The following is a 21,373-nucleotide window of genomic DNA, read 5'->3' as shown; positions in this document are numbered from 1 at the left end:
CTCCTACCTGATAAGCCCATCGCCCCCGGCACGCCCATGGACCTTGTCATCGCCCGCCCCGAAGGCCTCTACTGCCCCGCCGGAGATTTCTATATCGATCCCTGGCGCCCGGTGGAACGCTCGGTCATCACCCACGCCCATGGCGACCATGCCCGCACCGGCAACCAACACTACCTGGCGGCGGCTCCCGGCGAAGGTATCTTGCGTTCGCGGCTCGGTCAGGACATCAACCTGCAAACCCTGGCCTACGGCGAGCAACTGGTGCACCACGGCGTCACCTTGAGTTTTCACCCGGCCGGGCATGTTCTGGGGTCGGCCCAAGTGCGCCTGGAATACCAGGGCGAAGTCTGGGTCGCATCCGGTGACTACAAAGTCGAACCCGATGGCACCTGCGCGCCCTTCGAACCGGTGCGTTGCCACACCTTTATCACCGAGTCGACCTTCGGCCTGCCGATCTACCGCTGGCAGCCCCAGGCGCAGATCTTCGCCGGGATCAACGATTGGTGGCAGGCGAATATCGCCGCCGGCAAGGCCAGCGTGCTGTTCTGTTATTCCTTCGGCAAGGCCCAACGCATCCTGCACGGTATCGATGCCAGCATCGGCCCGATCCTCAGCCATGGCGCGGTCGAACCGTTGAACCGTGTGTACCGCGAGGCCGGCATTTATATCCCCGAAACCCTGTACGCCGGTGACTTCAAGAAAACCGACCCGCTGCTGCGCCAAACCTTGATCATCGCCCCACCCTCGGCCGGCGGCAGCAGTTGGATCAAGCGCTTCGGCGACTACAGCGACGCCTTCGCCAGCGGCTGGATGCGCCTGCGCGGCACCCGACGCAGGCGCGGCGTGGACCGAGGTTTTGTGCTGTCGGACCACGCCGATTGGCCGGGTCTGTTATGGGCCATCGAACAAACCGGCGCCGAGCGAGTGATGGTTACCCACGGGTCTGTCGGCGTATTGGTACGCCATCTGCGGGAAAAAGGCCTGGATGCCCAGGGCTTCACCACTGAATACGGTGACGACGAAGAAGAGGCCAGCGCATGAAGGCCTTTGCCGAGTTGTACGCCAACCTCGACGCCACCACCTCCAGCAACGCCAAGCTGGCCGCGCTACAGGACTACTTTCGCGATGCTGCGCCGGAAGATGCGGCCTGGGCCGTGTATTTCCTGTCCGGCGGACGCCCTCGGCAACTGGTGCCGACACGCCTGTTGCGGGACATGGCCACTGAAGCCTCCGGTATCGAACCGTGGTTATTTGAAGAAAGCTACCAATCAGTGGGCGATCTGGCAGAAACCATTTCCCTGCTGCTGCCGGAATCTACCTACACCTCGCAGGACGGCTTGGCGGTGTGGCTGGAGGAAAAACTCCTGCCCCTGCGTGGCTTGCCGCCATTGGAATTGGCCGAGCGCCTACCGGCGTTATGGGCGCAACTGGATCAACCCAGCCTGATGGTGTGCATCAAGTTGATCACCGGCAGTTTCCGAGTAGGCGTGTCCAAGCTACTGGTCACCCGCGCCCTCGCCGCGATGGCCGACCTGGACAGCAAGCGCGTGGCTCAGCGACTGGTGGGCTACACCGATCTGTCTAACCGTCCTACGCCGGAGGCTTATCTCAAGCTCATCGCCGCCGAATCGCCCGACGAACATGCGCAACGCGGCGGGCAGCCTTATCCGTTTTTTCTCGCCCATGGTTTGGCGCAACCAGTGGAGCAATTCAACGATTTGCTTGGTTCTCCCGCCGACTGGCAAGTGGAATGGAAGTGGGATGGCATCCGCGCACAGCTGGTGAAACGTGACGGCCGCCTGTGGGTCTGGTCCCGTGGCGAAGAATTGGTGACTGAGCGCTTCCCCGAATTGCACAGCCTGGTAAGCGGCTTGCCCGACGGCACGGTGATCGACGGCGAAATCGTGGTGTGGAAAGACGCGGTGCAACCCTTCGCCCTGCTGCAACAGCGGATTGGCCGCAAGACCCTGAGCAAAAAAGTGCTGGAGGACGCCCCGGTTGCGGTGCTGGCCTACGACCTGCTGGAACACCAGGGCGACGATTGGCGCAACCACACCCAGGCTGAGCGACGCACGCAGCTTGAGCAGGTAATCGCCCAGTGCAACCAGCCGGTATTACGGGCGTCGCCGCTGTTGACCGGCGCGACCTGGGAAGATCTGGCCGAACAACGCGAAGCGTCCCGCAGCCTCGGCGTAGAAGGCATGATGCTCAAGGCCCGCGACGGCCTCTACGGCGTCGGCCGCACCAAGGACATGGGCGTGTGGTGGAAGTGGAAGGTCGACCCGTTCAGCGTCGACGCGGTGTTGATTTACGCCCAACGCGGCCACGGCCGACGCGCCAGCCTATACAGCGACTATACCTTCGCCGTGTGGGACGGCCCGGCCGGCAGCGAACGCTCGCTGGTGCCGTTTGCCAAGGCCTACTCCGGCCTGACCGACGAAGAAATGCGCAAGGTCGACGCGATTGTGCGCAAGACCACCGTGGAAAAGTTCGGCCCGGTCAGCAGCGTGACCCCGAGCATGGTGTTTGAACTGGGGTTCGAAGGCATTGCCCTGTCCAAGCGGCACAAGAGCGGGATTGCGGTGCGGTTTCCACGGATGTTGCGTTGGCGGCAGGACAAGAAAGTCGAGGACGCCGACAACCTCGCCACCCTGCAAGACCTTCTGACCTGAAACAGTGCACTCATTTTTCGATGCCCATTTTCGGGCATCTCCTACACTCAGCTCTCCCTTCCCCTACCTTTTAAAACACTCATTCGGATCTACATTCGGAACTATGGTGCAGAAATTGCTACTTGTGATCCGTCTGACACCGTTCAGTAACAGTCCTAACGCGCCACAAGCGCTTATCTTGGTTTCCAGGGATTACATAATGAAAAAAGCATTGCTGACCCTTTCTGCACTGGCCCTGTGCATGGCTGCCGGTACCGCGCTGGCCAAGGAATACAAGGAACTGCGTTTTGGTGTCGATCCGTCCTACGCGCCATTCGAATCCAAGGCCGCCGACGGCAGCCTGGTGGGTTTCGATATCGACCTGGGCAATGCGATCTGCGCCGAGCTGAAAGTGAAGTGCAAGTGGGTTGAAAGTGACTTCGACGGCATGATTCCGGGCCTCAAAGCCAACAAGTTCGACGGCGTGATTTCATCCATGACCGTGACCCCGGTGCGTGAAAAGGCCATCGACTTCTCCAGCGAACTGTTCTCCGGCCCTACCTCGCTGGTGTTCAAGAAAGGCGCGGGCTACTCGACGCCAGAATCCCTCAAGGGCAAATCCGTGGGCTACGAGCAAGGCACCATCCAGGAAGCCTACGCCAAGGCCGTATTGGATAAAGCCGGTGTGACCACCAAGGCCTACGCCAACCAGGACCAGGTGTACGCCGACCTGACCTCCGGCCGTCTCGACGCGTCCGTGCAGGACATGTTGCAGGCTGAATTGGGCTTCCTGAAGTCGCCGGCCGGTGCCGGTTATGAAGTCAGCGCGGCCATCGACGACCCGTTGCTGCCGTCGAAAACCGCCGTCGGTATCAAAAAAGGTAACACTGAACTGAAGGCGCTTTTGGATAAAGGTATCAAAGCGTTACACGATGATGGCACCTACGCCACCATCCAGAAGAAACACTTTGGCGATCTGAACCTGTACAGCGGCAAATAATGCCTGGAGCGCCCTTCCCCGGAGGGGCGCTTTTTTATCGCCATAGGTCCTGATTTATGTTCGAAGAATTATTGCAAACCCTCGGGTTGAGCGCGCTCAGCTTGAAGGGTTTCGGCCCGCTGTTGCTGCAAGGCACCTGGATGACCATCAAGTTGTCGGTGCTGTCCCTGGCCGTCAGCGTGTTGCTGGGCCTGCTCGGCGCCAGCGCCAAACTCTCCAGCCTGCCCTTCCTGCGCATCCCCGCCCAGCTCTACACCACGTTGATTCGCGGCGTGCCCGACCTGGTGCTGATGCTGCTGATTTTCTACAGCCTGCAAACCTGGCTGACCGGTTTGACCGATTTCATGGAGTGGGAATACATCGAGATCGACCCCTTCAGCGCTGGGGTGATCACCCTCGGTTTCATCTACGGTGCGTACTTCACCGAGACGTTTCGCGGCGCGATCCTCGCCGTGCCCCGTGGCCAACTGGAAGCCGCCACGGCCTATGGCCTCAAGCGTGGCCAGCGGTTTCGCTACGTGACCTTCCCGCAGATGATGCGCTTTGCCCTGCCGGGGATCGGCAATAACTGGATGGTAATGCTCAAGGCCACGGCGCTGGTGTCGATCATCGGCCTGGCCGACCTGGTCAAGGCTGCCCAGGATGCCGGCAAGAGCACCTATCAGCTGTTTTACTTTTTGGTACTCGCCGCGTTGATTTACCTGTTGATCACCAGCGCGTCCAACTTCGTCTTGCGCCGCCTTGAACGTCGCTACTCCGCTGGTGCCCGGGAGGCCGTGCGATGATCGAACTCTTGCAGGAATACTGGCGCCCCTTCCTTTATAGCGACGGCCAACACATCACCGGCCTGGCCATGACGATGTGGTTGCTCACTGCCGCGCTGGTCATCGGCTTTCTGGTGTCGATCCCGTTGTCCATCGCCCGTGTGTCGCGCAAGCGCCTGGTGCGTTGGCCGGTGCAGTTCTACACCTACCTGTTCCGGGGCACGCCGCTCTATATCCAGCTACTGATCTGCTACACCGGCATCTACAGCCTCGCCGCCGTACGCGAACAACCGTTGCTGGATGCGTTCTTTCGCGATGCGATGAACTGCACCATCCTGGCTTTCGCCCTCAACACCTGCGCCTACACCACGGAGATTTTCGCCGGGTCGATCCGCAGCATGGCCCACGGCGAAGTTGAAGCGGCCAAGGCCTACGGTTTGAGCGGCTGGAAGCTGTATGCCTACGTGATCATGCCGTCGGCATTGCGCCGCTCGCTGCCCTACTACAGCAATGAAGTGATCCTGATGCTGCACTCGACCACGGTGGCCTTCACCGCGACGATCCCCGACATCCTCAAAGTGGCGCGGGATGCCAACTCGGCCACCTTCATGACCTTTCAATCATTTGGTATCGCAGCCCTGATCTACCTGACCGTGACCTTCGCCCTGGTCGGTCTGTTCCGGTTGGCGGAGCGTCGCTGGCTGGCGTTCCTCGGGCCGAGTCATTAAGGAGTTCGTATGCGTCATCAGGTTCATGAACTGATCGCGCCAGTGCCAGGTACGGCGCGGCAGATTCACAGTTTTCACTTTGGCCCGGAGCAGGCTAAAGGCAAGATCTACATCCAGTCGTCGCTGCATGCCGATGAACTGCCCGGCATGCTGGTGGCTTGGCACCTGAAGGTGCGGCTGGCTGAACTGGCGGCAGCCGGTCGTCTGCGCAGCGAGATTGTGCTGGTGCCCATCGCCAACCCGGTGGGCCTGGAACAGGTATTGATGGATATCCCGCTGGGCCGCTACGAGCTGGAAAGCGGGCAGAACTTCAATCGCCTGTTTGTCGACCTCAGTGAGGCGGTGGGAAATCAAGTCGAGGAGTTGCTTGGGGACGATCCCCAGCACAACGTCGAGTTGATCCGCGCCGCGCTGTCTACCGCCCTCGCAGCGCAAAGCGCTGAGACCCAACTGCAATCCCAGCGCCTGGTGCTGCAACGCCTGGCGTGCGATGCCGACATGGTGCTGGACCTGCATTGCGACTTTGAAGCCGTGGCGCACCTGTACACCACACCCGAGGCCTGGCCGCAGGTGGAACCGTTGGCGCGTTACATCGGCTCGGAGGCCAATCTGCTGGCGACCGACTCCGGTGGGCAATCCTTCGATGAGTGTTTCACCCTGGTGTGGTGGCAATTGCAGCAACGCTTCGGCGAGCGCTTCCCAATCCCCATGGGCAGTTTTTCGGTGACCGTCGAACTGCGCGGCCAGGGCGACGTCAACCACGGCCTGGCCGCCCTCGACTGCCAGGCGATCATTGATTACCTGATCCACTTCGGCGCCATTGCCGGGGAAGTCGCACCATTGCCCGACCTGCCCTACCCGGCCACACCGCTGGCAGGTGTTGAGCCGGTAGCGACGCCCATAGGCGGCCTGCTGGTGTTCAGTGCCCTGCCCGGTGAATACCTGGAAGCCGGACAACTGATCGCTGAAATCATCGACCCCATTTCCGACCGCGTAACGCCCGTGCATTGTCGCAATGCCGGCCTGCTTTACGCCCGTTCGCTGCGCCGCATGGCCACTGCCGGGATGGTCATCGCCCATGTCGCAGGCTTAGAGGCCTACCGCAGCGGCTATCTACTTTCGCCTTGAGGATGCACGCCCCATGTACAAATTGACCGTTGAAGGCCTGCATAAAAGCTATGGCGACAATGAGGTGCTCAAAGGTGTTTCGCTCAAGGCCAAGACCGGTGACGTGATCAGCCTGATCGGCGCCAGCGGCTCGGGCAAGAGCACCTTTTTGCGCTGCATCAACTTCCTGGAAACCCCCAACGACGGCGCCATGACCCTCGACGGCCAGCCGATCCGCATGGTCAGCGACCGCCACGGCATGCGCGTGGCCGACGACGCCGAATTACAGCGCCTGCGCACGCGTCTGGCGATGGTGTTCCAGCACTTCAACCTGTGGAGCCACATGAGCGTGCTGGAGAACATCACCATGGCCCCACGCCGGGTGCTGGGCTGCAGCAAGAAGGACGCCGAAGACCGTGCCCGTCGTTACTTAGACAAGGTGGGCTTGCCGGCCCGAGTGGCCGATCAGTACCCGGCGTTCCTCTCCGGTGGACAGCAACAGCGCGTCGCCATCGCCCGCGCCTTGGCGATGGAGCCGGAGGTGATGCTGTTCGACGAACCCACCTCGGCCCTCGACCCGGAGCTGGTGGGCGAAGTGTTGAAGGTGATCCAGGGTTTGGCGGAGGAAGGCCGCACCATGATCATGGTGACCCACGAAATGAGCTTTGCACGCAAGGTGTCGAGCCAGGTGTTGTTCCTGCACCAAGGCTTGGTGGAAGAGCAAGGCACGCCGGAAGACGTGCTGGGCAATCCGAAGAGCGAGCGTTTGCAGCAGTTCCTCAGCGGCAACCTGAAATAAGCCAAAACGACCTGTAGGAGCCGGCTTGCCGGCGATGAGGCCTTGAGCCATGCGGTGATCTTTACGCCACCCTCGCCGGCACGCCGGCTCCTACAAGGATTGTGTTAAACCTTTGATGCTCGGTGAAGGTCTGTGGAATAGGTCTTCCAGAGTGTCAGCCGCCCCATGGCAAAACCCACCGATTTCGCCAAACACTGGTTTGCCGCCAAAGGCTGGAAGCCGTTTGCCTTCCAGAAAGAGGTGTGGGCGGCGGTCAAGAGCGGCCAATCGGGGCTGCTGCATGCCAGCACCGGTGCGGGTAAAACCTACGCGCTGTGGTTCGCCGCCCTCAATCGCTTCGCCATCACTCGCCCACCGGTAACCGCTAAACGCAAACCGCCCGCTGAGCCGCTGACGGTGCTGTGGATCACGCCCATGCGCGCGCTGGCCGCCGATACCGCCCGCGCCCTTGAAGCCCCGCTTGAGGCGTTGCAGATTCCCTGGAGCGTCGGCCTGCGCACCGGTGACACCAGCAACAGCGAGCGCGCACGCCAGACCCGCCGCCAGCCCACCGCACTGGTCACCACCCCGGAAAGCCTGACGCTGATGCTGGCGCGTGCCGACAGCGAAGTGAGCCTGGCGCACCTGCGCATGGTGGTGGTGGATGAATGGCATGAACTGATCGGCAACAAGCGCGGCGTGCAGTTGCAACTGGCCTTGGCGCGCCTGCGGCGCTGGCACCCCGAATTGATGGTGTGGGGGATTTCGGCGACCTTGGGTAATCAATCCCACGCCTTGGAGGTGTTGGTCCCACAGGGTGACGGGATCAATGTGCAGGGGCAGACGGCTAAACAGTTGGTCATCGACACCTTACTGCCCCCCGTGACCGAACGCTTTCCGTGGGCCGGGCATATTGGTTTGAAGATGCTGCCCCAGGTGGTGGCGGAAGTGGACGCCAGCAGCAGTTGCCTGGTGTTTACCAATACGCGGGCGCAGTCGGAGATTTGGTTCCAGGCATTGCTGGACGCCCGCCCCGATTGGGCTGGGGTGATTGCGCTGCACCATGGTTCGCTGTCCCGAGAGACCCGTGACTGGGTGGAACGGGCCTTGAAGGACGGCCAGCTCAAAGCGGTGGTGTGCACCTCAAGCCTGGACCTGGGGGTGGATTTCCTGCCAGTGGAGCGGGTGCTGCAGATCGGTTCGGCCAAAGGCGTGGCGCGTTTGATGCAACGCGCCGGCCGCTCGGGGCATGCGCCGGGGCGGCCGTCGCGGGTAACGTTGGTGCCGACCCATAGCCTTGAGCTGGTTGAAGCCGCCGCCGCCCAGGATGCGATCGCGCAACGGCGTATCGAAGCGCGGGAATCGCCGTACAAGCCTTTGGATGTACTCGTACAACACTTGGTCAGCATGGCATTGGGGGGTGGCTTCATACCCGAGGCCTTGCTGACGGAAGTGCGCGGCGCCTGGGCCTACCACGACCTGACGGATGAAGACTGGGCCTGGGCCCTGGGTTTCGTGCGCCATGGTGGACTGTCGCTGACCGCCTATCCGGATTATCGCCGGGTGGAACCGGACGAAGACGGCATCTGGCGTGTCCCGGATGCCCGGCTGGCGCGGCGCCATCGAATGAGCGTGGGTACGATCGTGAGTGACGCGAGCATCCATCTGAAATTCTGGAGCAAGGGCGGTGGTGGCAAGAACCTGGGGAGTGTCGAGGAAGGCTTTATCGCGCGACTCAAGCCCGGTGACGGTTTTCTGTTTGCCGGGCGTTTGCTGGAACTGGTGCGGGTGGAAAACATGACCGCCTATGTACGCCGCAGCACCGCAAAAAAAGCCGCTGTGCCCCGCTGGAATGGCGGGCGCATGCCGCTTTCCAATGAGCTGGCCCAAGCTGTGGTGGAGCGCTTCGATGCCGCGGCTCACGGGCACTTTGAAGGCCCGGAGATGCAGGCAGTGCAGCCTCTGTTGCAGACGCAGTTGCGTTGGTCCGGCCTGCCGACGCGTGAGCACTTGCTGGCCGAGGCGCTCAAGTCGCGTGAGGGATGGCACCTGTTTCTCTATCCGTTCGCCGGGCGCCAGGTGCACTTGGGCCTGGCGAGCCTGCTGGCGTGGCGGGTGAGTCAACGGCAGCCGGTGACTTTTTCGATTGCGGTCAATGATTACGGGCTGGAGCTGTTGAGCGCCACCGCAGTGGATTGGCCGGTACTGTTGAATGACGCGCTGTTGAGTCCTGAACATTTGCTTGAAGACGTGGCGGCCAGCCTGAATGCCGGGGAATTGGCGCTGCGCCGCTTTCGCGAGATCGCACGCATCGCCGGGCTGGTGTTTGCCGGTTATCCAGGGGCACCCAAAAGTACGCGCCAGGTGCAAGCATCCAGCGGTTTGTTCTTTGAGGTGTTCAAGCAATATGACCCACAGAACCTGCTGCTGACCCAGGCCGGGGAAGAAGTCCTACGCGATGAACTGGACATTCGTCGGCTGGAAGCGACCTTGCGCGATCTTTCGGCACTGAAACGTGACCTGCATCTGATCGAACGGCCTACGCCCCTGGCCTTTCCGCTGCTGGTCGAGCGGATGCGCGAAAGCATGAGTTCGGAAAAACTCTCGGAGCGCATTGCGCGGATGGTCAAGGACCTGGAAAAAGTCGCGGATAACGGGAAGCGCTGATGGTTTGCTCGGTATTGCTTGAGGGAGAAGAATTGTGGTTGTTGGCGAACAGGGCTATTTACTGGCCTGCACGCGAGTGCCTGTTGATTGCCGATGCACATTTCGGCAAAGCCTCGGCGTATCGCAGCCTGGGGCAGCCGGTGCCGCAGGGGACGACTACTGAAAATTTGCAACGCCTGGATCGGTTGCTGTCGGCGCTGCCGTGCGCGCAGGTGATCTTTCTCGGTGATTTCCTGCACGGCCCCGGTTCGCACGCCCACGGCACGCTCAGCGCGCTGAGAAGCTGGCGAGCGCTTAATCCTGAGCTGCCGATGACCTTGATTCGCGGCAATCACGATAAACGCGCGGGCGACCCGCCCGAGGACTTGAGGATAGACGTGGTTACGGAGCCGCTGCTGATGGGCCCTTTCGCCTTGCAGCACGAACCGCACGCCCATCCCAGCCACCACGTGCTGGCGGGGCATGTGCATCCGGTGTATCGGTTGCGCGGCAAGGGACGACAGAGCTTAAAGCTGCCGTGCTTTGTGATCGGTGCCCGAGTCAGCCTGCTGCCGGCGTTCGGTGCATTTACCGGCGGGCATAGGGTGGAACGGGACAATGACCGCCGAATCTATGTGATTGGCGATCATGACGTCTGGCCGGTGGGCTAGGGATCAGGCGACCGGCGCGGGTGGCGGCTCGTCCGGCAGGGTCGGCTCGCCAGGTTCGGTCGGTTGTGGGTAATCCGGCTCGGGTTGGCCGGGGATGCCGCCCGCATAAGCAGGGTCGGCCATCAGGGACCAGGCCAGAACGCCAATCTGATTGGGTTCAAGCCGGGCAAGTTCTGCGCTTATTCGCGGGTCGAGCTTCATAAAGTACTCCTCAAGCGTGGCCCGGCGCGTTTTACACGCGCCGGGGCAGTACACCTAGATAGAGTCACTTTATGCAGACTAATTCCCTTTACGAGTAGGAGCTTTCGATCAAGCGCGTGGGAGAGTTACGCCGCGCTGGCCCTGATACTTGCCGGCACGGTCTTTGTAGGACACTTCACAGGCCTCGTCGGACTGCAGGAACAGCATCTGCGCCACGCCTTCGTTGGCGTAGATTTTCGCCGGCAGCGTGGTGGTGTTGGAGAACTCCAGGGTCACGTGACCTTCCCACTCGGGTTCAAGCGGTGTCACGTTGACGATGATGCCGCAACGCGCGTAGGTGCTTTTACCCAGGCAGATGGTCAGCACGTCGCGGGGAATGCGGAAGAACTCCACGGTGCGCGCCAGGGCGAAGGAGTTAGGCGGAATGATGCACACGTCACTCTTGACGTCGACGAAGCTCTTTTCGTCGAAGTTCTTAGGGTCGACGATCGCCGAATTGATGTTGGTGAACACCTTGAACTCATCGGCGCAGCGCACATCGTAGCCGTAGCTGGAAACGCCGTAGGAAATCACCGGTGCATCGCCTTGGCCACGGATCTGGCGCTCGACGAACGGTTCGATCATGCCGTGTTCCTGCGCCATGCGGCGAATCCACTTGTCCGATTTGATGCTCATGGCGGGTGTCCTGAATAGCGAGGTGGAAAAATTCTGTGGGGCATCTTACCGGGGCTGGCGTTGGGGTTCAAAGGCCGCGGGGCTTTTCTTGACGAATGTGCCTGCTCCTATAAGCCGCAGCCAGTGGGGCCGGGACCTGTGTTGGCATGCCCGGTGAGCGGAAATACCACCGCCAGTCACGAATTTGGAGAAACCTTCGGAAATATCATTGGCACGTTCCTGAAAAAGGGTTAAGGTGGCGCCACTGTGCTGCTTGTGTCACTGAGAATCTCTACACGATATGTTGAATTTCGATCCAACCATCTCCAAGAATTTTTCCTGCTCTTTGCACTCAGTCTCGGCCAGGGCTTTTCCTGAGTCGCAGTTAACTTTGTCCAAGGAGATACACCATGTCTAATCGCCAAACTGGTACCGTTAAGTGGTTCAACGATGAAAAAGGCTTCGGCTTCATCACTCCACAATCCGGTGACGACCTGTTCGTTCACTTCAAAGCTATCCAATCCGACGGCTTCAAAAGCCTGAAAGAAGGCCAACAGGTTTCTTTCATCGCTACCCGCGGTCAGAAAGGCATGCAAGCTGAAGAAGTTCAAGTTATCTAACTTGTACTGACTTAGTCGAAAAGACCCCGCCCTTAAAAGCGGGGTTTTTTTATGCCTGGGATTCGGTGCTACATCCTCCCCTGTAGGAGCCCGGCTTGCCGGCGATGAGGCCCTCAAGACCGCCATCGCCGGCAAGCCGGGCTCCTACAGGGTAAGGTTGGCAATGAATGATCAGCGCACAGCAAAACGCCCGGTGCATTCCCATGCTCCGGGCGTTTTGTCATAGCGGCCTAATCAATCGTTACTGAAACAACGACTCACTCGACAAGCCATTCTTCTCCAGGATCTCACGCAAACGCTTGAGCCCTTCCACCTGGATCTGCCGCACCCGCTCACGGGTCAGGCCGATCTCCAGACCTACGTCCTCCAGGGTGCTGCTCTCATGGCCGCGCAGGCCGAAGCGGCGAATCACCACCTCACGCTGCTTGTCCGTGAGCTCCGACAACCACTGGTCAATGCTTTGGGAAAGATCATCGTCCTGCAACAGCTCGCAAGGATCGGTAGGACGATCATCCGTCAGGGTGTCCAGCAGGGTTTTATCCGAATCCGGACCCAGCGAGACGTCGACCGAAGAGACGCGCTCATTGAGACCGAGCATGCGCTTGACCTCCCCTACCGGTTTTTCCAGCAGGTTGGCGATTTCTTCGGGCGAAGGTTCATGATCGAGTTTTTGGGTAAGCTCACGCGCCGCCCGCAGGTAGACGTTGAGCTCCTTGACCACATGGATCGGCAACCGGATCGTGCGGGTCTGATTCATGATCGCCCGTTCGATGGTCTGGCGAATCCACCAGGTGGCATAGGTCGAAAAGCGGAAGCCCCGCTCGGGGTCGAACTTCTCCACAGCCCGGATCAGGCCCAGGTTGCCTTCCTCGATCAGGTCCAACAGGGACAGCCCACGATTGACGTAGCGTCGGGCGATCTTCACCACCAGGCGCAGGTTGCTTTCAATCATGCGCTTGCGCCCAGCCGGATCGCCCTTTTGCGACAAGCGCGCAAAATGGACTTCTTCTTCGGGGGTAAGCAGAGGGGAAAAGCCGATTTCATTGAGGTACAACTGGGTCGCATCGAGCGCCCGCGTGTAGTCAATGTACTTGTGTTGCTTCAACGCGGTGGAGTTCTTGGACTTGGTGCGAACTGAAGGTACAGCAGGTCCCTCATTCGACATCGATTCCGTATCGATACCGGTCTCCATAAGGAGAACCTCATCGTCGATGTCAAACTCCGGCGCTTCTTTACTGAGAGCCATTGTTATAGTCCTTTGGTGAGTTCGACCTCAAGCTCAAGCGGCGCCTTTATCCTTGGCAACGCTGGAGCCTGTTCCTTCTACGTGAGGGAACAGGCTGTGCAACACATCAACGACGGGGTAGGAATTGCAGCGGATCTACAGGCTTCCCTTGGCGGCGAATCTCAAAGTGCAGTTTCACCCGGTCTGTACCAGTTGACCCCATTTCGGCAATTGTCTGTCCGACTTTGACCTGCTGCCCCTCCCGAACCAACAGCCTACGGTTATGGCCGTAAGCACTGACGTAGGTATCGCTGTGTTTGATGATGACCAGCTCGCCGTAGCCCCGTAAACCACTCCCGGCGTACACCACTGTCCCATCAGACGCAGCTAAAACAGGCTGTCCCAAATCTCCGGCGATATCAATGCCTTTATTCAAACTACCGTTTGAAGAGAATTTTCCAATCAACACGCCGTTTGAGGGCCATCCCCAACCGGTCGGCGCAGGCCCGGCAGGTGGCAACGGCGCGGGTGCCGGCTTGGTCGCAGGGGCCGGTGTGGCGGTGCCTGCAGGCCGGGTGATGATGGTGGTTTTGCTCGAAGACGACGGCGAAGATCCAGTGTTTGTCACAACTGCCGTAGGCGCCGAACCGGTGCGTCCGTCGAAGCGAATCGTCTGACCCGGATGTATCGTGTATGGCACAGGAATATTGTTACGAGCTGCGAGCGCCTTGTAATCCCAGCCATAACGGAAGGCGATCGAGAACATCGTATCGCCCTTGCGTACCACGTATTGCCCGGTGGTCACCGTCGGCTTTTGCGGGGCGGCGTTATTACGGTCAACCACCCGCGCGCCGCTGCTTGGCGAGCTGGAGCACCCGACCAACACGGAACTGAAGACGAGGCCAAGCACCAGTCGATGAAAGCTTGTTTTACTCATACGCTGCGCAAGACCTGTGAGACTCACCCGCCGCTCCCTTTGTGGTGGCTGAACATGAATGCCTGTATCAGGCTTGAAATATGACGCAAGTATAACTGGGCATTGGCTTTTTACCGGCACACGACTGAAACGAAAAATTCATCGTGTTTAATGCCGCCGCCCGATCATGTTGACTCGATAGACCCCGCCGTAAGACACATCCTCACCAACAGAATTCACTGCCCGCGAACAAATGATCAGGCCAGCGGGCCATTGAGCAATGGCACGAAGCGCACGGCGCCGAGTACATGCCGGGAAAAGCCCTCTTCCTCACGGATAATGAGCATCAATTGTTGCACTTCGCCGGAGCCTACCGGGATGACCAGACGTCCGCCTGGAGCGAGTTGATCGAGCAACGCCTGGGGCACGTCGGTAGCTACGGCGGTGACGATGATGCCGTTGTACGGCGCCAGGGCCGGCCAACCTTCCCAGCCATCGCCCCAGCGAAACACCACGTTGCGCAGGTTCAACTCCACCAGGCGCTCCTTGGCACGGTCTTGCAACACCTTGATGCGCTCGACCGAGAACACCCGCTCCACCAGTTGCGCCAGCACGGCAGTCTGGTAGCCGGAGCCGGTGCCGATCTCCAGCACCTTGTCCAAAGGCCCCGCCGCCAACAGCAGCTCGCTCATGCGCGCCACCATGTACGGCTGGGAGATGGTCTGGTTGTGGCCGATGGGCAGCGCGGTGTCTTCGTAGGCTCGGTGGGCCAGGGCTTCATCGACAAACAGATGCCGAGGCGTGCGCCGGATCACTTCCAGCACCTGAGCGTTGGACAACCCCTCTTCGTACAAGCGTTGGATCAAGCGTTCGCGGGTACGCTGGGACGTCATCCCGATGCCCCGGCGCAGCAAGTCGTCTTGTTCACGGCCCATCAGCGCAGCCCCTCCAGCCAGCCATCGAGACCACTGAAGGCATCACTGAAGGTGCGATCAAATTGCAACGGGGTAATCGACACATAGCCTTGCATCACGGCATGAAAGTCCGTGCCCTCACCGCCATCTTCGGCATCACCCGCTGCCGCAATCCAATAGCCTTCCTTGCCACGCGGGTCGACCACCTTCAACGGCGCCGCCGCGCGGGCACGATGGCCCAGGCGCGTGAGTTGGATGCCGCGAATATGGTCGAGGGGCAAGTTGGGAATATTGACGTTGAGCACCGTGCGCGGCGGCAGGCTCAGGGAACCATGGGCCTCGACCAGCTTGCGCGCGAAATACGCAGCAGTCGGCAAGTTATCCAGTTGGCGCGAAGCAAACGAAAAGGCGAACGCCGTACGCCCCAGGAAGCGGCCTTCGAGCGCCGCCGCCACCGTGCCGGAATACAGCACGTCATCGCCCAGGTTGGCACCGAGGTTGATACCCGATACCACCAGGTCCGGCTCCTGATCCAGCAGGCTGTTGATCGCCAAATGGACGCAGTCGGTAGGGGTGCCGTTCACACTGATAAAGCCATTGGCCAGGACGTGCGGGTGCAGCGGACGGTCGAGCGTCAGCGAACTGCTGGCGCCGCTCTTGTCCTGGTCGGGGGCGACCACCACGCACTCGGCGTAATCTTCCAGCGCAGCATAGAGCGCGGCAAGACCGGGTGCGGTGGCACCGTCATCGTTTGATATCAGAATACGCATGGGTTGTCCGTCTGCCCCACCGGCACCAGATCAACAAGCTCGCGCACCAAGACAGTGGCGAAGCATCCGGCCGGCAGGACGAATTCCAATTGCAGAATGTCCAGCGAGGGATAATGCCACGTCAAACCGCCAATGGGCAGTCGCAGAATGCGACGTTCCTGGCTCATGCCGGCATTCACCAGCCAATCACGCAGGTCGGCTTCACTGGCGGCGACCGCCTGTTCAAGCTCAAAAGTTGCCCCCGTGGCAGGCGAATCACCTTCGCCCCACTGTGGTCCGGTCGGGTGCAGGTCCAGGATCGCCAAGCGTGGGTCGCTGCATTCAGCCTCCCCCGCCGGGAAAAAACTGCGGCTGTCGGTAAAGGCCAGCAAGTCGCCGACCTGGGCGCGCTGCCATGAACCGTCGGCCACACGCGCCGCCAACACTTTGTTGAACAGGAAGCTGCGCGCCGTGGACAGCAACCGCGATCGCACGTTGCGCTGTTCCGGCAAAGCCTTGCGCGCGGCCCACTCACGGGCGTCGACCACGTTGCCGCCGTTGTGGCCAAAACGCTGCGCGCCGAAGTAGTTGGGAATGCCGTGTTGTGCAATCAGTTGCAACCGCGCGTCGATGGCGGCGGTGTCACCGGCCAACTGCGTCAGGCGCAAGGTGAAACCATTGGCTGAGTGCGCACCGCGTTGCAGCTTGCGCTTGTGACGGGCGGTCTTGAGGACCTTGAGCGTGTCGTTCTCCGCCGCGCTCATGTCAGGATCGGCCTTGCCGGGCAGTTGCACGCTGAACCATTGGCGGGTCAACGCCTGGCGATCCTTGAGCCCGGCGTAGCTGACCGTACGCAGTGGCACGCCCGCCGCCTTGGCGATGCGCCGCGCGGCTTCTTCTGTATTGAGGCCGCGCTTCTCAACCCACAACCACAGGTGTTCACCTTCGCCGGTCAGCGGGATATCCAGCACTTCGTCGACCTGGAAATCTTCAGCCGTCGCTTTCAGTACCGCGCTGCCCAAGGCCTCGCCATAGGCCCGTGGCCCCAACAGTTGCACGTCATTCATGCGCGCAGCAACAAGGCGACGGAGTGCACGGCGATGCCCTCTTCACGACCGGTAAAGCCGAGCTTTTCGGTAGTAGTGGCTTTCACGTTCACTTGATCCAGTTCAATTTGCAGATCCGCGGCAATCAGCGCGCGCATCGACTCAATATGGGGGGCCATCTTCGGCGCCTGGGCCACGATGGTGTTGTCGACGTTGCCGACCTTCCAGCCTTTGGCGTGGATCAGGCCGACCACATGGCGCAGCAATACACGGCTGTCCGCGCCCTTGAAGGTCGGGTCGGTGTCCGGAAAATGCTTGCCGATATCGCCCAACGCCGCCGCGCCGAGCAAGGCATCGCTCAAGGCATGCAACACAACGTCGCCGTCGGAATGAGCCAGCAAACCATGGTGGTGTGCAATGCGCACGCCGCCCAAGGTAATGAAACTGCCTTCAGCGAAACGGTGCACATCGTAGCCGTGGCCAATACGCATAAAAAAACGCCCCGATTTAATTCAGGGCGTGATTCTACCTACTTTTGCTTCACATTAACCGAGCAAAGCACGGCCATGGTGTCGCAAATGATCTTCGATGAAGCTGGCGATAAAGAAGTAGCTGTGGTCGTAGCCGGGTTGCAGGCGCAGTTCCAGCGGATGATTGGCCGCCTTGGCCGCTTGCTGCAGGGCCTCAGGCTTGAGCTGCACGGCGAGGAAATCGTCGCGGTCGCCCTGGTCCACCAGCAGCGGCAGCTTTTCCGAGGCTTCGCTGATCAGCACGCAGGCGTCCCATTCGCGCCACTTAGAGCGCTCCTCGCCCAGATAACGCGAGAAGGCTTTCTGGCCCCAGGGGCAATCCATCGGGTTGTTGATCGGCGAAAACGCCGACACCGACAGGTATCGCCCGGGATTGCGCAAGGCACACACCAGCGCCCCGTGGCCGCCCATGGAGTGGCCGCTGATGCCGCGTTTGTCCGATGCCGGGAAATGCGCTTCAACCAATGCCGGCAATTCCTGCACCACGTAGTCATGCATCCGATAGTGCTTGGCCCAGGGTTCTTGCGTGGCATTCAGATAGAAGCCGGCGCCCAGGCCGAAATCCCAGGCGTTGTCCGGATCGCCCGGCACACCCGGCCCACGCGGGCTGGTGTCCGGCGCGACGATGATCAAGCCCAGCTCGGCAGCCATGCGCTGGGCGCCAGCCTTCTGCATGAAGTTCTCATCGGTGCAGGTCAGGCCGGACAGCCAGTACAGCACCGGCAACTTGCCGCCCTCTTCCGCTTGCGGCGGCAGGTAGACGGCGAAGGTCATGTCGCAACCGAGCACATCGGAATGATGCTTGTAGCGTTTATGCCAGCCGCCGAAGCTTTTCTGGCACGACAGGTTTTCCAGACTCATGGTCGACCTCAGAAGTGGATGACGGTACGAATGCTCTTGCCTTCATGCATCAGGTCAAACGCTTTGTTGATGTCTTCCAGGCCCATGGTGTGGGTGATGAAGGTGTCCAGCGGGATCTCCCCGGTCTGGGCCATTTCCACATAGCTTGGCAATTCACTGCGGCCACGCACACCACCGAAGGCCGAACCGCGCCAGACGCGACCGGTCACCAACTGGAACGGACGGGTGGCGATTTCCTGGCCGGCACCGGCAACGCCGATGATCACCGACTCGCCCCAACCTTTATGGCAGCACTCAAGGGCGGCGCGCATCAGTTGCACGTTGCCGATGCATTCGAAGGAGAAGTCCACGCCGCCATCGGTGAGGTCGACGATCACGTCCTGGATCGGGCGATCGTAGTCTTTCGGGTTGATGCAGTCGGTGGCGCCCAGTTGCTTGGCGATTTCGAACTTGGCCGGATTGATATCGATGGCAATGATACGCCCGGCCTTGGCCTTGACCGCACCGATCACCGCCGACAGGCCGATACCGCCTAGGCCGAAAATGGCCACGGTGTCGCCCGGCTTGACCTTGGCAGTATTGATCACCGCGCCGATGCCGGTGGTGACGCCACAGCCCAGCAGGCAGACTTTTTCCAGCGGGGCTTCTTTAGGAATCTTGGCTACGGAAATTTCCGGCAGCACGGTGTACTCGGAGAACGTCGAGGTGCCCATGTAGTGGAAAATCGGCTTGCCTTTGTAGGAAAAGCGCGTGGTACCGTCCGGCATCATGCCTTTGCCCTGGGTGGAACGGATGGCCTGGCACAGGTTGGTCTTGCCCGACAGGCAGAATTTGCACTTGCCGCATTCCGGGGTGTAGAGCGGGATTACATGGTCGCCCACTGCTACCGATGTAACACCCTCGCCGATCGCTTCGACCACGGCGCCACCTTCGTGACCGAGGATCGATGGGAAGATGCCTTCCGGGTCCGCGCCCGACAGGGTGTAGGCGTCGGTATGGCATACGCCGGAGGCGACCACGCGCAACAGCACTTCGCCGGCCTTGGGCATGGCGACATCCACTTCAACGATTTCAAGAGGCTTCTTGGCTTCGAAGGCTACGGCGGCGCGGGACTTGATCATCCGGGTTTCTCCATGGGGTTAAAAACTAAGGCGCAGAGTGTAAAACATGGCCAGTTGATTAATAATCCAGCCGAAAGCAAAACTTTATTGCTGTACAGGGATAATCGACATGCTGGAAAACCGCTGGGAAGGCATCGACGAGTTTGTCGCGGTCGCCGAATGCAGTCAGTTCACGGCAGCGGCGGAACGCCTGGGAGTGTCGTCGTCGCACATCAGCCGCCAAGTGGCGCGCCTGGAAGAACGCCTGCAAACGCGGCTGCTGTATCGCAGTACGCGCAAGGTGACCCTGACCGAAGCGGGCCAGACGTTCCTGCAACATTGCCAACGCCTGCAGGACGGTCGCGAAGAAGCCTTGCGCGCGGTGGGCGACCTCACCAGTGAACCCAAGGGCATGTTGCGCATGACCTGCGCGGTGGCGTACGGCGAGCGCTTTATCGTGCCGCTGGTCACCCGCTTCATGGCGCTCTATCCGCAGTTGCGCGTGGATATTGAGCTGAGCAACCGCCAGTTGGACCTGGTGCACGAAGGCCTCGACCTGGCGATCCGCCTGGGGCGATTGCAGGATTCGCGCATGGTCGCCAGCCGACTGGCACCGAGGCGCATGTACTTGTGCGCGTCGCCGTCCTACTTGGCGCGGTATGGTCGGCCGCATAGCTTGTCGGAGTTGAGTCGGCACAACTGCTTGATCGGCAGCTCTGACATCTGGCAGTTGGCTCAGGACGGGCGGGAATTTTCCCAGCGGGTGCAGGGAAACTGGCGCTGCAACAGTGGGCAAGCGGTGCTGGACGCAGCGTTGCAAGGTGTGGGGTTGTGCCAGTTGCCGGACTATTACGTGCTGGAGCACCTGCACAGTGGCGCGTTGGTATCGTTGCTGGAGGCGCATCAGCCACCGAATACGGCGGTGTGGGCGTTGTATCCGCAGCAGCGGCATTTGTCGCCGAAGGTGAGGAAGTTGGTGGACTTTTTGAAGGAGGGGTTGGCCGAGCGGCCAGAGTACAACGCACTGTAGGAGCGAGCTTGCTCGCGAAAAACCTGAGAGCGCCGCGTTAACCCGGACGAACTGCGTTATCGTTGACGTTTTTCGCGAGCAAGCTCGCTCCTACAGAGATCGATTCGCCCACCGCAAGCGCAGCCACTCCAGATCTTCGGGCCGGGTCACCTTGATATTGTCCGAGCGCCCTTCGATCAGGCGTGGCGCCTGGCCGGACCATTCCATGGCCGAGGCTTCGTCGGTGATAACGGCATCCGCCACCAGGCTGTCGGCCAACGCGCGATGCAAGGCACCGAGGCGGAACATCTGCGGCGTGTAGGCCTGCCAGATCAGGCTGCGGTCGACGGTCTCGACCACGCGACCATGCTTGTCGACACGCTTGAGGGTGTCGCGGGCCGGCACCGCCAGCAAGCCGCCCACCGGATCATCTGCCAGTTCAAACAGCAGTTTGTCGAGATCATCACGGCTCAGATTGGGCCGTGCCGCATCGTGCACCAAAACCCAATCTTCATCGCTCGCACCCAAGGCATTCAGGTGCAATAGCGCGTTAAGTACCGAGCCCGAACGCTCAGAACCGCCGTCCGCACGCTGGATACGTGGGTCAGCCGCACACGCCAAGGTGGGCCAATAAGGATCATCAGAAGCAAGACTGACCACCAAGCCCTTGAGCAATGGATGGTCGAGAAAACAGCCAAGGCTGTGTTCGAGAATAGTGCGCCCGCCCAGTTGCAAATATTGCTTGGGACGGTCCGCAGCCATACGGGCACCGACGCCCGCGGCAGGAATCACGGCCCAGAAGGCCGGCAAACGGTGATTCATTGGGCCAACTGGTAGAGGGTTTCGCCCTCCTTGACCATGCCCAGTTCATGACGAGCCCGTTCTTCCACGGTCTCCGTACCTTTTTTCAGCTCAAGCACTTCGGCATCGAGCACGCGGTTGCGCTCCAGCAGGATCTCGTTTTCGGCGTGCTGTGCAGCAATTTGCTCGGTCAGGTCTTTTACCTGCGCAAAGCTGCCATTACCCACCCATAGGCGGTACTGCAGGCCAGCCAGCAACAAGAGCAAGACGAGGAACAACCAATTGGGACTGCGCATCGAATATCGGGTATCCAGTGAAAAAAGACAGCCATGCAAAACTTTTGAAGCAACTGATAGCACGAAGCCTGGAAGAACCAGGCTTGTGCTTGATAGCCATCAGATT

23 protein-coding genes are annotated in these 21,373 nt (G+C 60.5%); 11 read left to right on the top strand and 12 right to left on the bottom strand.

Annotated elements, in window-relative coordinates:
* Positions 1 to 36 precede the first annotated feature (36 nt).
* The 9 genes from HX868_RS14400 (at position 37) to pdeM (ending at position 10,345) form a co-directional block, all read left to right on the top strand.
* Entirely contained in the window at positions 37 to 1,041 is a 1,005-nt protein-coding gene (locus HX868_RS14400) for a ligase-associated DNA damage response exonuclease (RefSeq protein WP_177003324.1), read from the top strand.
* The gene (locus tag HX868_RS14395; RefSeq protein WP_177003323.1) at positions 1,038 to 2,672 is read left to right on the top strand and encodes an ATP-dependent DNA ligase; all 1,635 of its coding nucleotides are present in this window, start codon (positions 1,038 to 1,040) and stop codon (positions 2,670 to 2,672) included. The genes HX868_RS14400 and HX868_RS14395 overlap by 4 nt, the downstream gene beginning before the upstream one ends.
* 199 nt (positions 2,673 to 2,871) lie before the next feature.
* Complete coding sequence (locus HX868_RS14390) at positions 2,872 to 3,651, top strand: transporter substrate-binding domain-containing protein (RefSeq protein ID WP_016975034.1); 780 nt, start codon at positions 2,872 to 2,874, stop codon at positions 3,649 to 3,651.
* A 56-nt stretch (positions 3,652 to 3,707) separates the two neighbouring features.
* Positions 3,708 to 4,436 carry an ABC transporter permease gene (locus tag HX868_RS14385; RefSeq protein WP_010212412.1) on the top strand — a complete coding sequence of 243 codons (729 nt, stop codon included), beginning with the start codon at positions 3,708 to 3,710 and terminating at the stop codon, positions 4,434 to 4,436.
* Complete coding sequence (locus HX868_RS14380) at positions 4,433 to 5,143, top strand: ABC transporter permease (protein WP_177003322.1); 711 nt, start codon at positions 4,433 to 4,435, stop codon at positions 5,141 to 5,143. The genes HX868_RS14385 and HX868_RS14380 overlap by 4 nt, the downstream gene beginning before the upstream one ends.
* Positions 5,144 to 5,152: 9 nt before the next feature.
* On the top strand, positions 5,153 to 6,271 hold the full coding sequence (locus HX868_RS14375) for a succinylglutamate desuccinylase/aspartoacylase family protein (protein WP_177003321.1): 1,119 nt from the start codon (positions 5,153 to 5,155) through the stop codon (positions 6,269 to 6,271).
* A 13-nt stretch (positions 6,272 to 6,284) separates the two neighbouring features.
* Positions 6,285 to 7,049: an ABC transporter ATP-binding protein gene (locus HX868_RS14370; protein WP_177003320.1), complete on the top strand. Its 765-nt coding sequence runs from the start codon at positions 6,285 to 6,287 to the stop codon at positions 7,047 to 7,049.
* A gap of 165 nt (positions 7,050 to 7,214) precedes the next feature.
* Positions 7,215 to 9,695, top strand: a complete 2,481-nt coding sequence (locus tag HX868_RS14365; RefSeq protein WP_177003319.1) for a ligase-associated DNA damage response DEXH box helicase — start codon at positions 7,215 to 7,217, stop codon at positions 9,693 to 9,695.
* On the top strand, positions 9,695 to 10,345 hold the full coding sequence (gene pdeM, locus HX868_RS14360; protein ID WP_177003318.1) for a ligase-associated DNA damage response endonuclease PdeM: 651 nt from the start codon (positions 9,695 to 9,697) through the stop codon (positions 10,343 to 10,345). Before HX868_RS14365 ends, pdeM begins: the two co-directional genes overlap by 1 nt.
* A gap of 3 nt (positions 10,346 to 10,348) precedes the next feature.
* On the opposite strand, the gene HX868_RS14355 is transcribed toward pdeM, so the two are convergent.
* A complete protein-coding gene (locus HX868_RS14355; protein WP_016976883.1) occupies positions 10,349 to 10,546 on the bottom strand; it encodes a hypothetical protein in 198 nt (65 codons plus the stop codon).
* Between the two features lie 108 nt (positions 10,547 to 10,654).
* Positions 10,655 to 11,221 carry a dCTP deaminase gene (dcd, locus tag HX868_RS14350; protein ID WP_010212421.1) on the bottom strand — a complete coding sequence of 189 codons (567 nt, stop codon included), beginning with the start codon at positions 11,219 to 11,221 and terminating at the stop codon, positions 10,655 to 10,657.
* A gap of 389 nt (positions 11,222 to 11,610) precedes the next feature.
* On the opposite strand from dcd, the gene HX868_RS14345 reads away from it, so the two are divergent.
* Positions 11,611 to 11,820 carry a cold-shock protein gene (locus HX868_RS14345; protein WP_002554837.1) on the top strand — a complete coding sequence of 70 codons (210 nt, stop codon included), beginning with the start codon at positions 11,611 to 11,613 and terminating at the stop codon, positions 11,818 to 11,820.
* Positions 11,821 to 12,061: 241 nt separating this feature from the next.
* Here HX868_RS14345 and rpoS read toward each other — a convergent pair whose 3' ends face one another.
* The 8 genes from rpoS to HX868_RS14305 form a co-directional block, all read right to left on the bottom strand.
* Positions 12,062 to 13,066, bottom strand: coding sequence for an RNA polymerase sigma factor RpoS (rpoS, locus tag HX868_RS14340; protein WP_016976882.1), 1,005 nt, complete (start codon positions 13,064 to 13,066; stop codon positions 12,062 to 12,064).
* Between the two features lie 106 nt (positions 13,067 to 13,172).
* Positions 13,173 to 14,009 (bottom strand): peptidoglycan DD-metalloendopeptidase family protein, encoded by an 837-nt coding sequence (locus HX868_RS14335; RefSeq protein ID WP_095014971.1) that lies wholly within the window; start codon positions 14,007 to 14,009, stop codon positions 13,173 to 13,175.
* A 209-nt stretch (positions 14,010 to 14,218) separates the two neighbouring features.
* Positions 14,219 to 14,854, bottom strand: a complete 636-nt coding sequence (locus HX868_RS14330; protein ID WP_010212427.1) for a protein-L-isoaspartate(D-aspartate) O-methyltransferase — start codon at positions 14,852 to 14,854, stop codon at positions 14,219 to 14,221.
* A gap of 41 nt (positions 14,855 to 14,895) precedes the next feature.
* On the bottom strand, positions 14,896 to 15,645 hold the full coding sequence (surE, locus tag HX868_RS14325; RefSeq protein WP_016976879.1) for a 5'/3'-nucleotidase SurE: 750 nt from the start codon (positions 15,643 to 15,645) through the stop codon (positions 14,896 to 14,898).
* The gene (truD, locus tag HX868_RS14320; protein ID WP_177003317.1) at positions 15,633 to 16,691 is read right to left on the bottom strand and encodes a tRNA pseudouridine(13) synthase TruD; all 1,059 of its coding nucleotides are present in this window, start codon (positions 16,689 to 16,691) and stop codon (positions 15,633 to 15,635) included. The genes surE and truD overlap by 13 nt, the downstream gene beginning before the upstream one ends.
* On the bottom strand, positions 16,688 to 17,161 hold the full coding sequence (gene ispF, locus HX868_RS14315; RefSeq protein WP_177003316.1) for a 2-C-methyl-D-erythritol 2,4-cyclodiphosphate synthase: 474 nt from the start codon (positions 17,159 to 17,161) through the stop codon (positions 16,688 to 16,690). The genes truD and ispF overlap by 4 nt, the downstream gene beginning before the upstream one ends.
* 54 nt (positions 17,162 to 17,215) lie before the next feature.
* A complete protein-coding gene (gene fghA / locus HX868_RS14310) occupies positions 17,216 to 18,061 on the bottom strand; it encodes an S-formylglutathione hydrolase (RefSeq protein ID WP_028619215.1) in 846 nt (281 codons plus the stop codon).
* Positions 18,062 to 18,069: 8 nt separating this feature from the next.
* A complete protein-coding gene (locus tag HX868_RS14305) occupies positions 18,070 to 19,182 on the bottom strand; it encodes an S-(hydroxymethyl)glutathione dehydrogenase/class III alcohol dehydrogenase (protein ID WP_177003315.1) in 1,113 nt (370 codons plus the stop codon).
* Positions 19,183 to 19,291: 109 nt separating this feature from the next.
* Between HX868_RS14305 and HX868_RS14300 the strand changes: the two genes are divergently transcribed.
* Positions 19,292 to 20,191: a LysR substrate-binding domain-containing protein gene (locus HX868_RS14300; RefSeq protein ID WP_177003314.1), complete on the top strand. Its 900-nt coding sequence runs from the start codon at positions 19,292 to 19,294 to the stop codon at positions 20,189 to 20,191.
* 90 nt (positions 20,192 to 20,281) lie between these two features.
* Here HX868_RS14300 and ispD read toward each other — a convergent pair whose 3' ends face one another.
* A complete protein-coding gene (ispD, locus tag HX868_RS14295) occupies positions 20,282 to 20,992 on the bottom strand; it encodes a 2-C-methyl-D-erythritol 4-phosphate cytidylyltransferase (RefSeq protein WP_177003313.1) in 711 nt (236 codons plus the stop codon).
* A complete protein-coding gene (gene ftsB / locus HX868_RS14290; protein WP_003231201.1) occupies positions 20,989 to 21,267 on the bottom strand; it encodes a cell division protein FtsB in 279 nt (92 codons plus the stop codon). Before ftsB ends, ispD begins: the two co-directional genes overlap by 4 nt.
* Positions 21,268 to 21,373: the final 106 nt, after the last annotated feature.

It is taken from the genome of Pseudomonas reactans, assembly GCF_013385825.1.
GTDB lineage: Bacteria > Pseudomonadota > Gammaproteobacteria > Pseudomonadales > Pseudomonadaceae > Aquipseudomonas > Aquipseudomonas reactans.
This window is presented reverse-complemented; position numbering and strand designations above follow the sequence as displayed.

Bases quoted from the DNA above. Each gene is read 5' to 3' on its own strand.
- HX868_RS14400 (WP_177003324.1), top strand. From the start codon at position 37: ATGGACCTTGTCATCGCCCGCCCCGAAGGCCTCTACTGCCCCGCCGGA.
- pdeM (WP_177003318.1), top strand. From the start codon at position 9,695: ATGGTTTGCTCGGTATTGCTTGAGGGAGAAGAATTGTGGTTGTTGGCG.
- HX868_RS14355 (WP_016976883.1), bottom strand. From the start codon at position 10,546: ATGAAGCTCGACCCGCGAATAAGCGCAGAACTTGCCCGGCTTGAACCC.
- HX868_RS14330 (WP_010212427.1), bottom strand. From the start codon at position 14,854: ATGACGTCCCAGCGTACCCGCGAACGCTTGATCCAACGCTTGTACGAA.
- truD (WP_177003317.1), bottom strand. From the start codon at position 16,691: ATGAATGACGTGCAACTGTTGGGGCCACGGGCCTATGGCGAGGCCTTG.
- HX868_RS14385 (WP_010212412.1), top strand. From the start codon at position 3,708: ATGTTCGAAGAATTATTGCAAACCCTCGGGTTGAGCGCGCTCAGCTTG.
- surE (WP_016976879.1), bottom strand. From the start codon at position 15,645: ATGCGTATTCTGATATCAAACGATGACGGTGCCACCGCACCCGGTCTT.
- HX868_RS14300 (WP_177003314.1), top strand. From the start codon at position 19,292: ATGCTGGAAAACCGCTGGGAAGGCATCGACGAGTTTGTCGCGGTCGCC.
- ftsB (WP_003231201.1), bottom strand. From the start codon at position 21,267: ATGCGCAGTCCCAATTGGTTGTTCCTCGTCTTGCTCTTGTTGCTGGCT.
- HX868_RS14345 (WP_002554837.1), top strand. From the start codon at position 11,611: ATGTCTAATCGCCAAACTGGTACCGTTAAGTGGTTCAACGATGAAAAA.
- rpoS (WP_016976882.1), bottom strand. From the start codon at position 13,066: ATGGCTCTCAGTAAAGAAGCGCCGGAGTTTGACATCGACGATGAGGTT.
- HX868_RS14370 (WP_177003320.1), top strand. From the start codon at position 6,285: ATGTACAAATTGACCGTTGAAGGCCTGCATAAAAGCTATGGCGACAAT.
- dcd (WP_010212421.1), bottom strand. From the start codon at position 11,221: ATGAGCATCAAATCGGACAAGTGGATTCGCCGCATGGCGCAGGAACAC.
- HX868_RS14395 (WP_177003323.1), top strand. From the start codon at position 1,038: ATGAAGGCCTTTGCCGAGTTGTACGCCAACCTCGACGCCACCACCTCC.
- HX868_RS14375 (WP_177003321.1), top strand. From the start codon at position 5,153: ATGCGTCATCAGGTTCATGAACTGATCGCGCCAGTGCCAGGTACGGCG.
- HX868_RS14380 (WP_177003322.1), top strand. From the start codon at position 4,433: ATGATCGAACTCTTGCAGGAATACTGGCGCCCCTTCCTTTATAGCGAC.
- ispF (WP_177003316.1), bottom strand. From the start codon at position 17,161: ATGCGTATTGGCCACGGCTACGATGTGCACCGTTTCGCTGAAGGCAGT.
- ispD (WP_177003313.1), bottom strand. From the start codon at position 20,992: ATGAATCACCGTTTGCCGGCCTTCTGGGCCGTGATTCCTGCCGCGGGC.
- HX868_RS14365 (WP_177003319.1), top strand. From the start codon at position 7,215: ATGGCAAAACCCACCGATTTCGCCAAACACTGGTTTGCCGCCAAAGGC.
- HX868_RS14305 (WP_177003315.1), bottom strand. From the start codon at position 19,182: ATGATCAAGTCCCGCGCCGCCGTAGCCTTCGAAGCCAAGAAGCCTCTT.
- fghA (WP_028619215.1), bottom strand. From the start codon at position 18,061: ATGAGTCTGGAAAACCTGTCGTGCCAGAAAAGCTTCGGCGGCTGGCAT.
- HX868_RS14390 (WP_016975034.1), top strand. From the start codon at position 2,872: ATGAAAAAAGCATTGCTGACCCTTTCTGCACTGGCCCTGTGCATGGCT.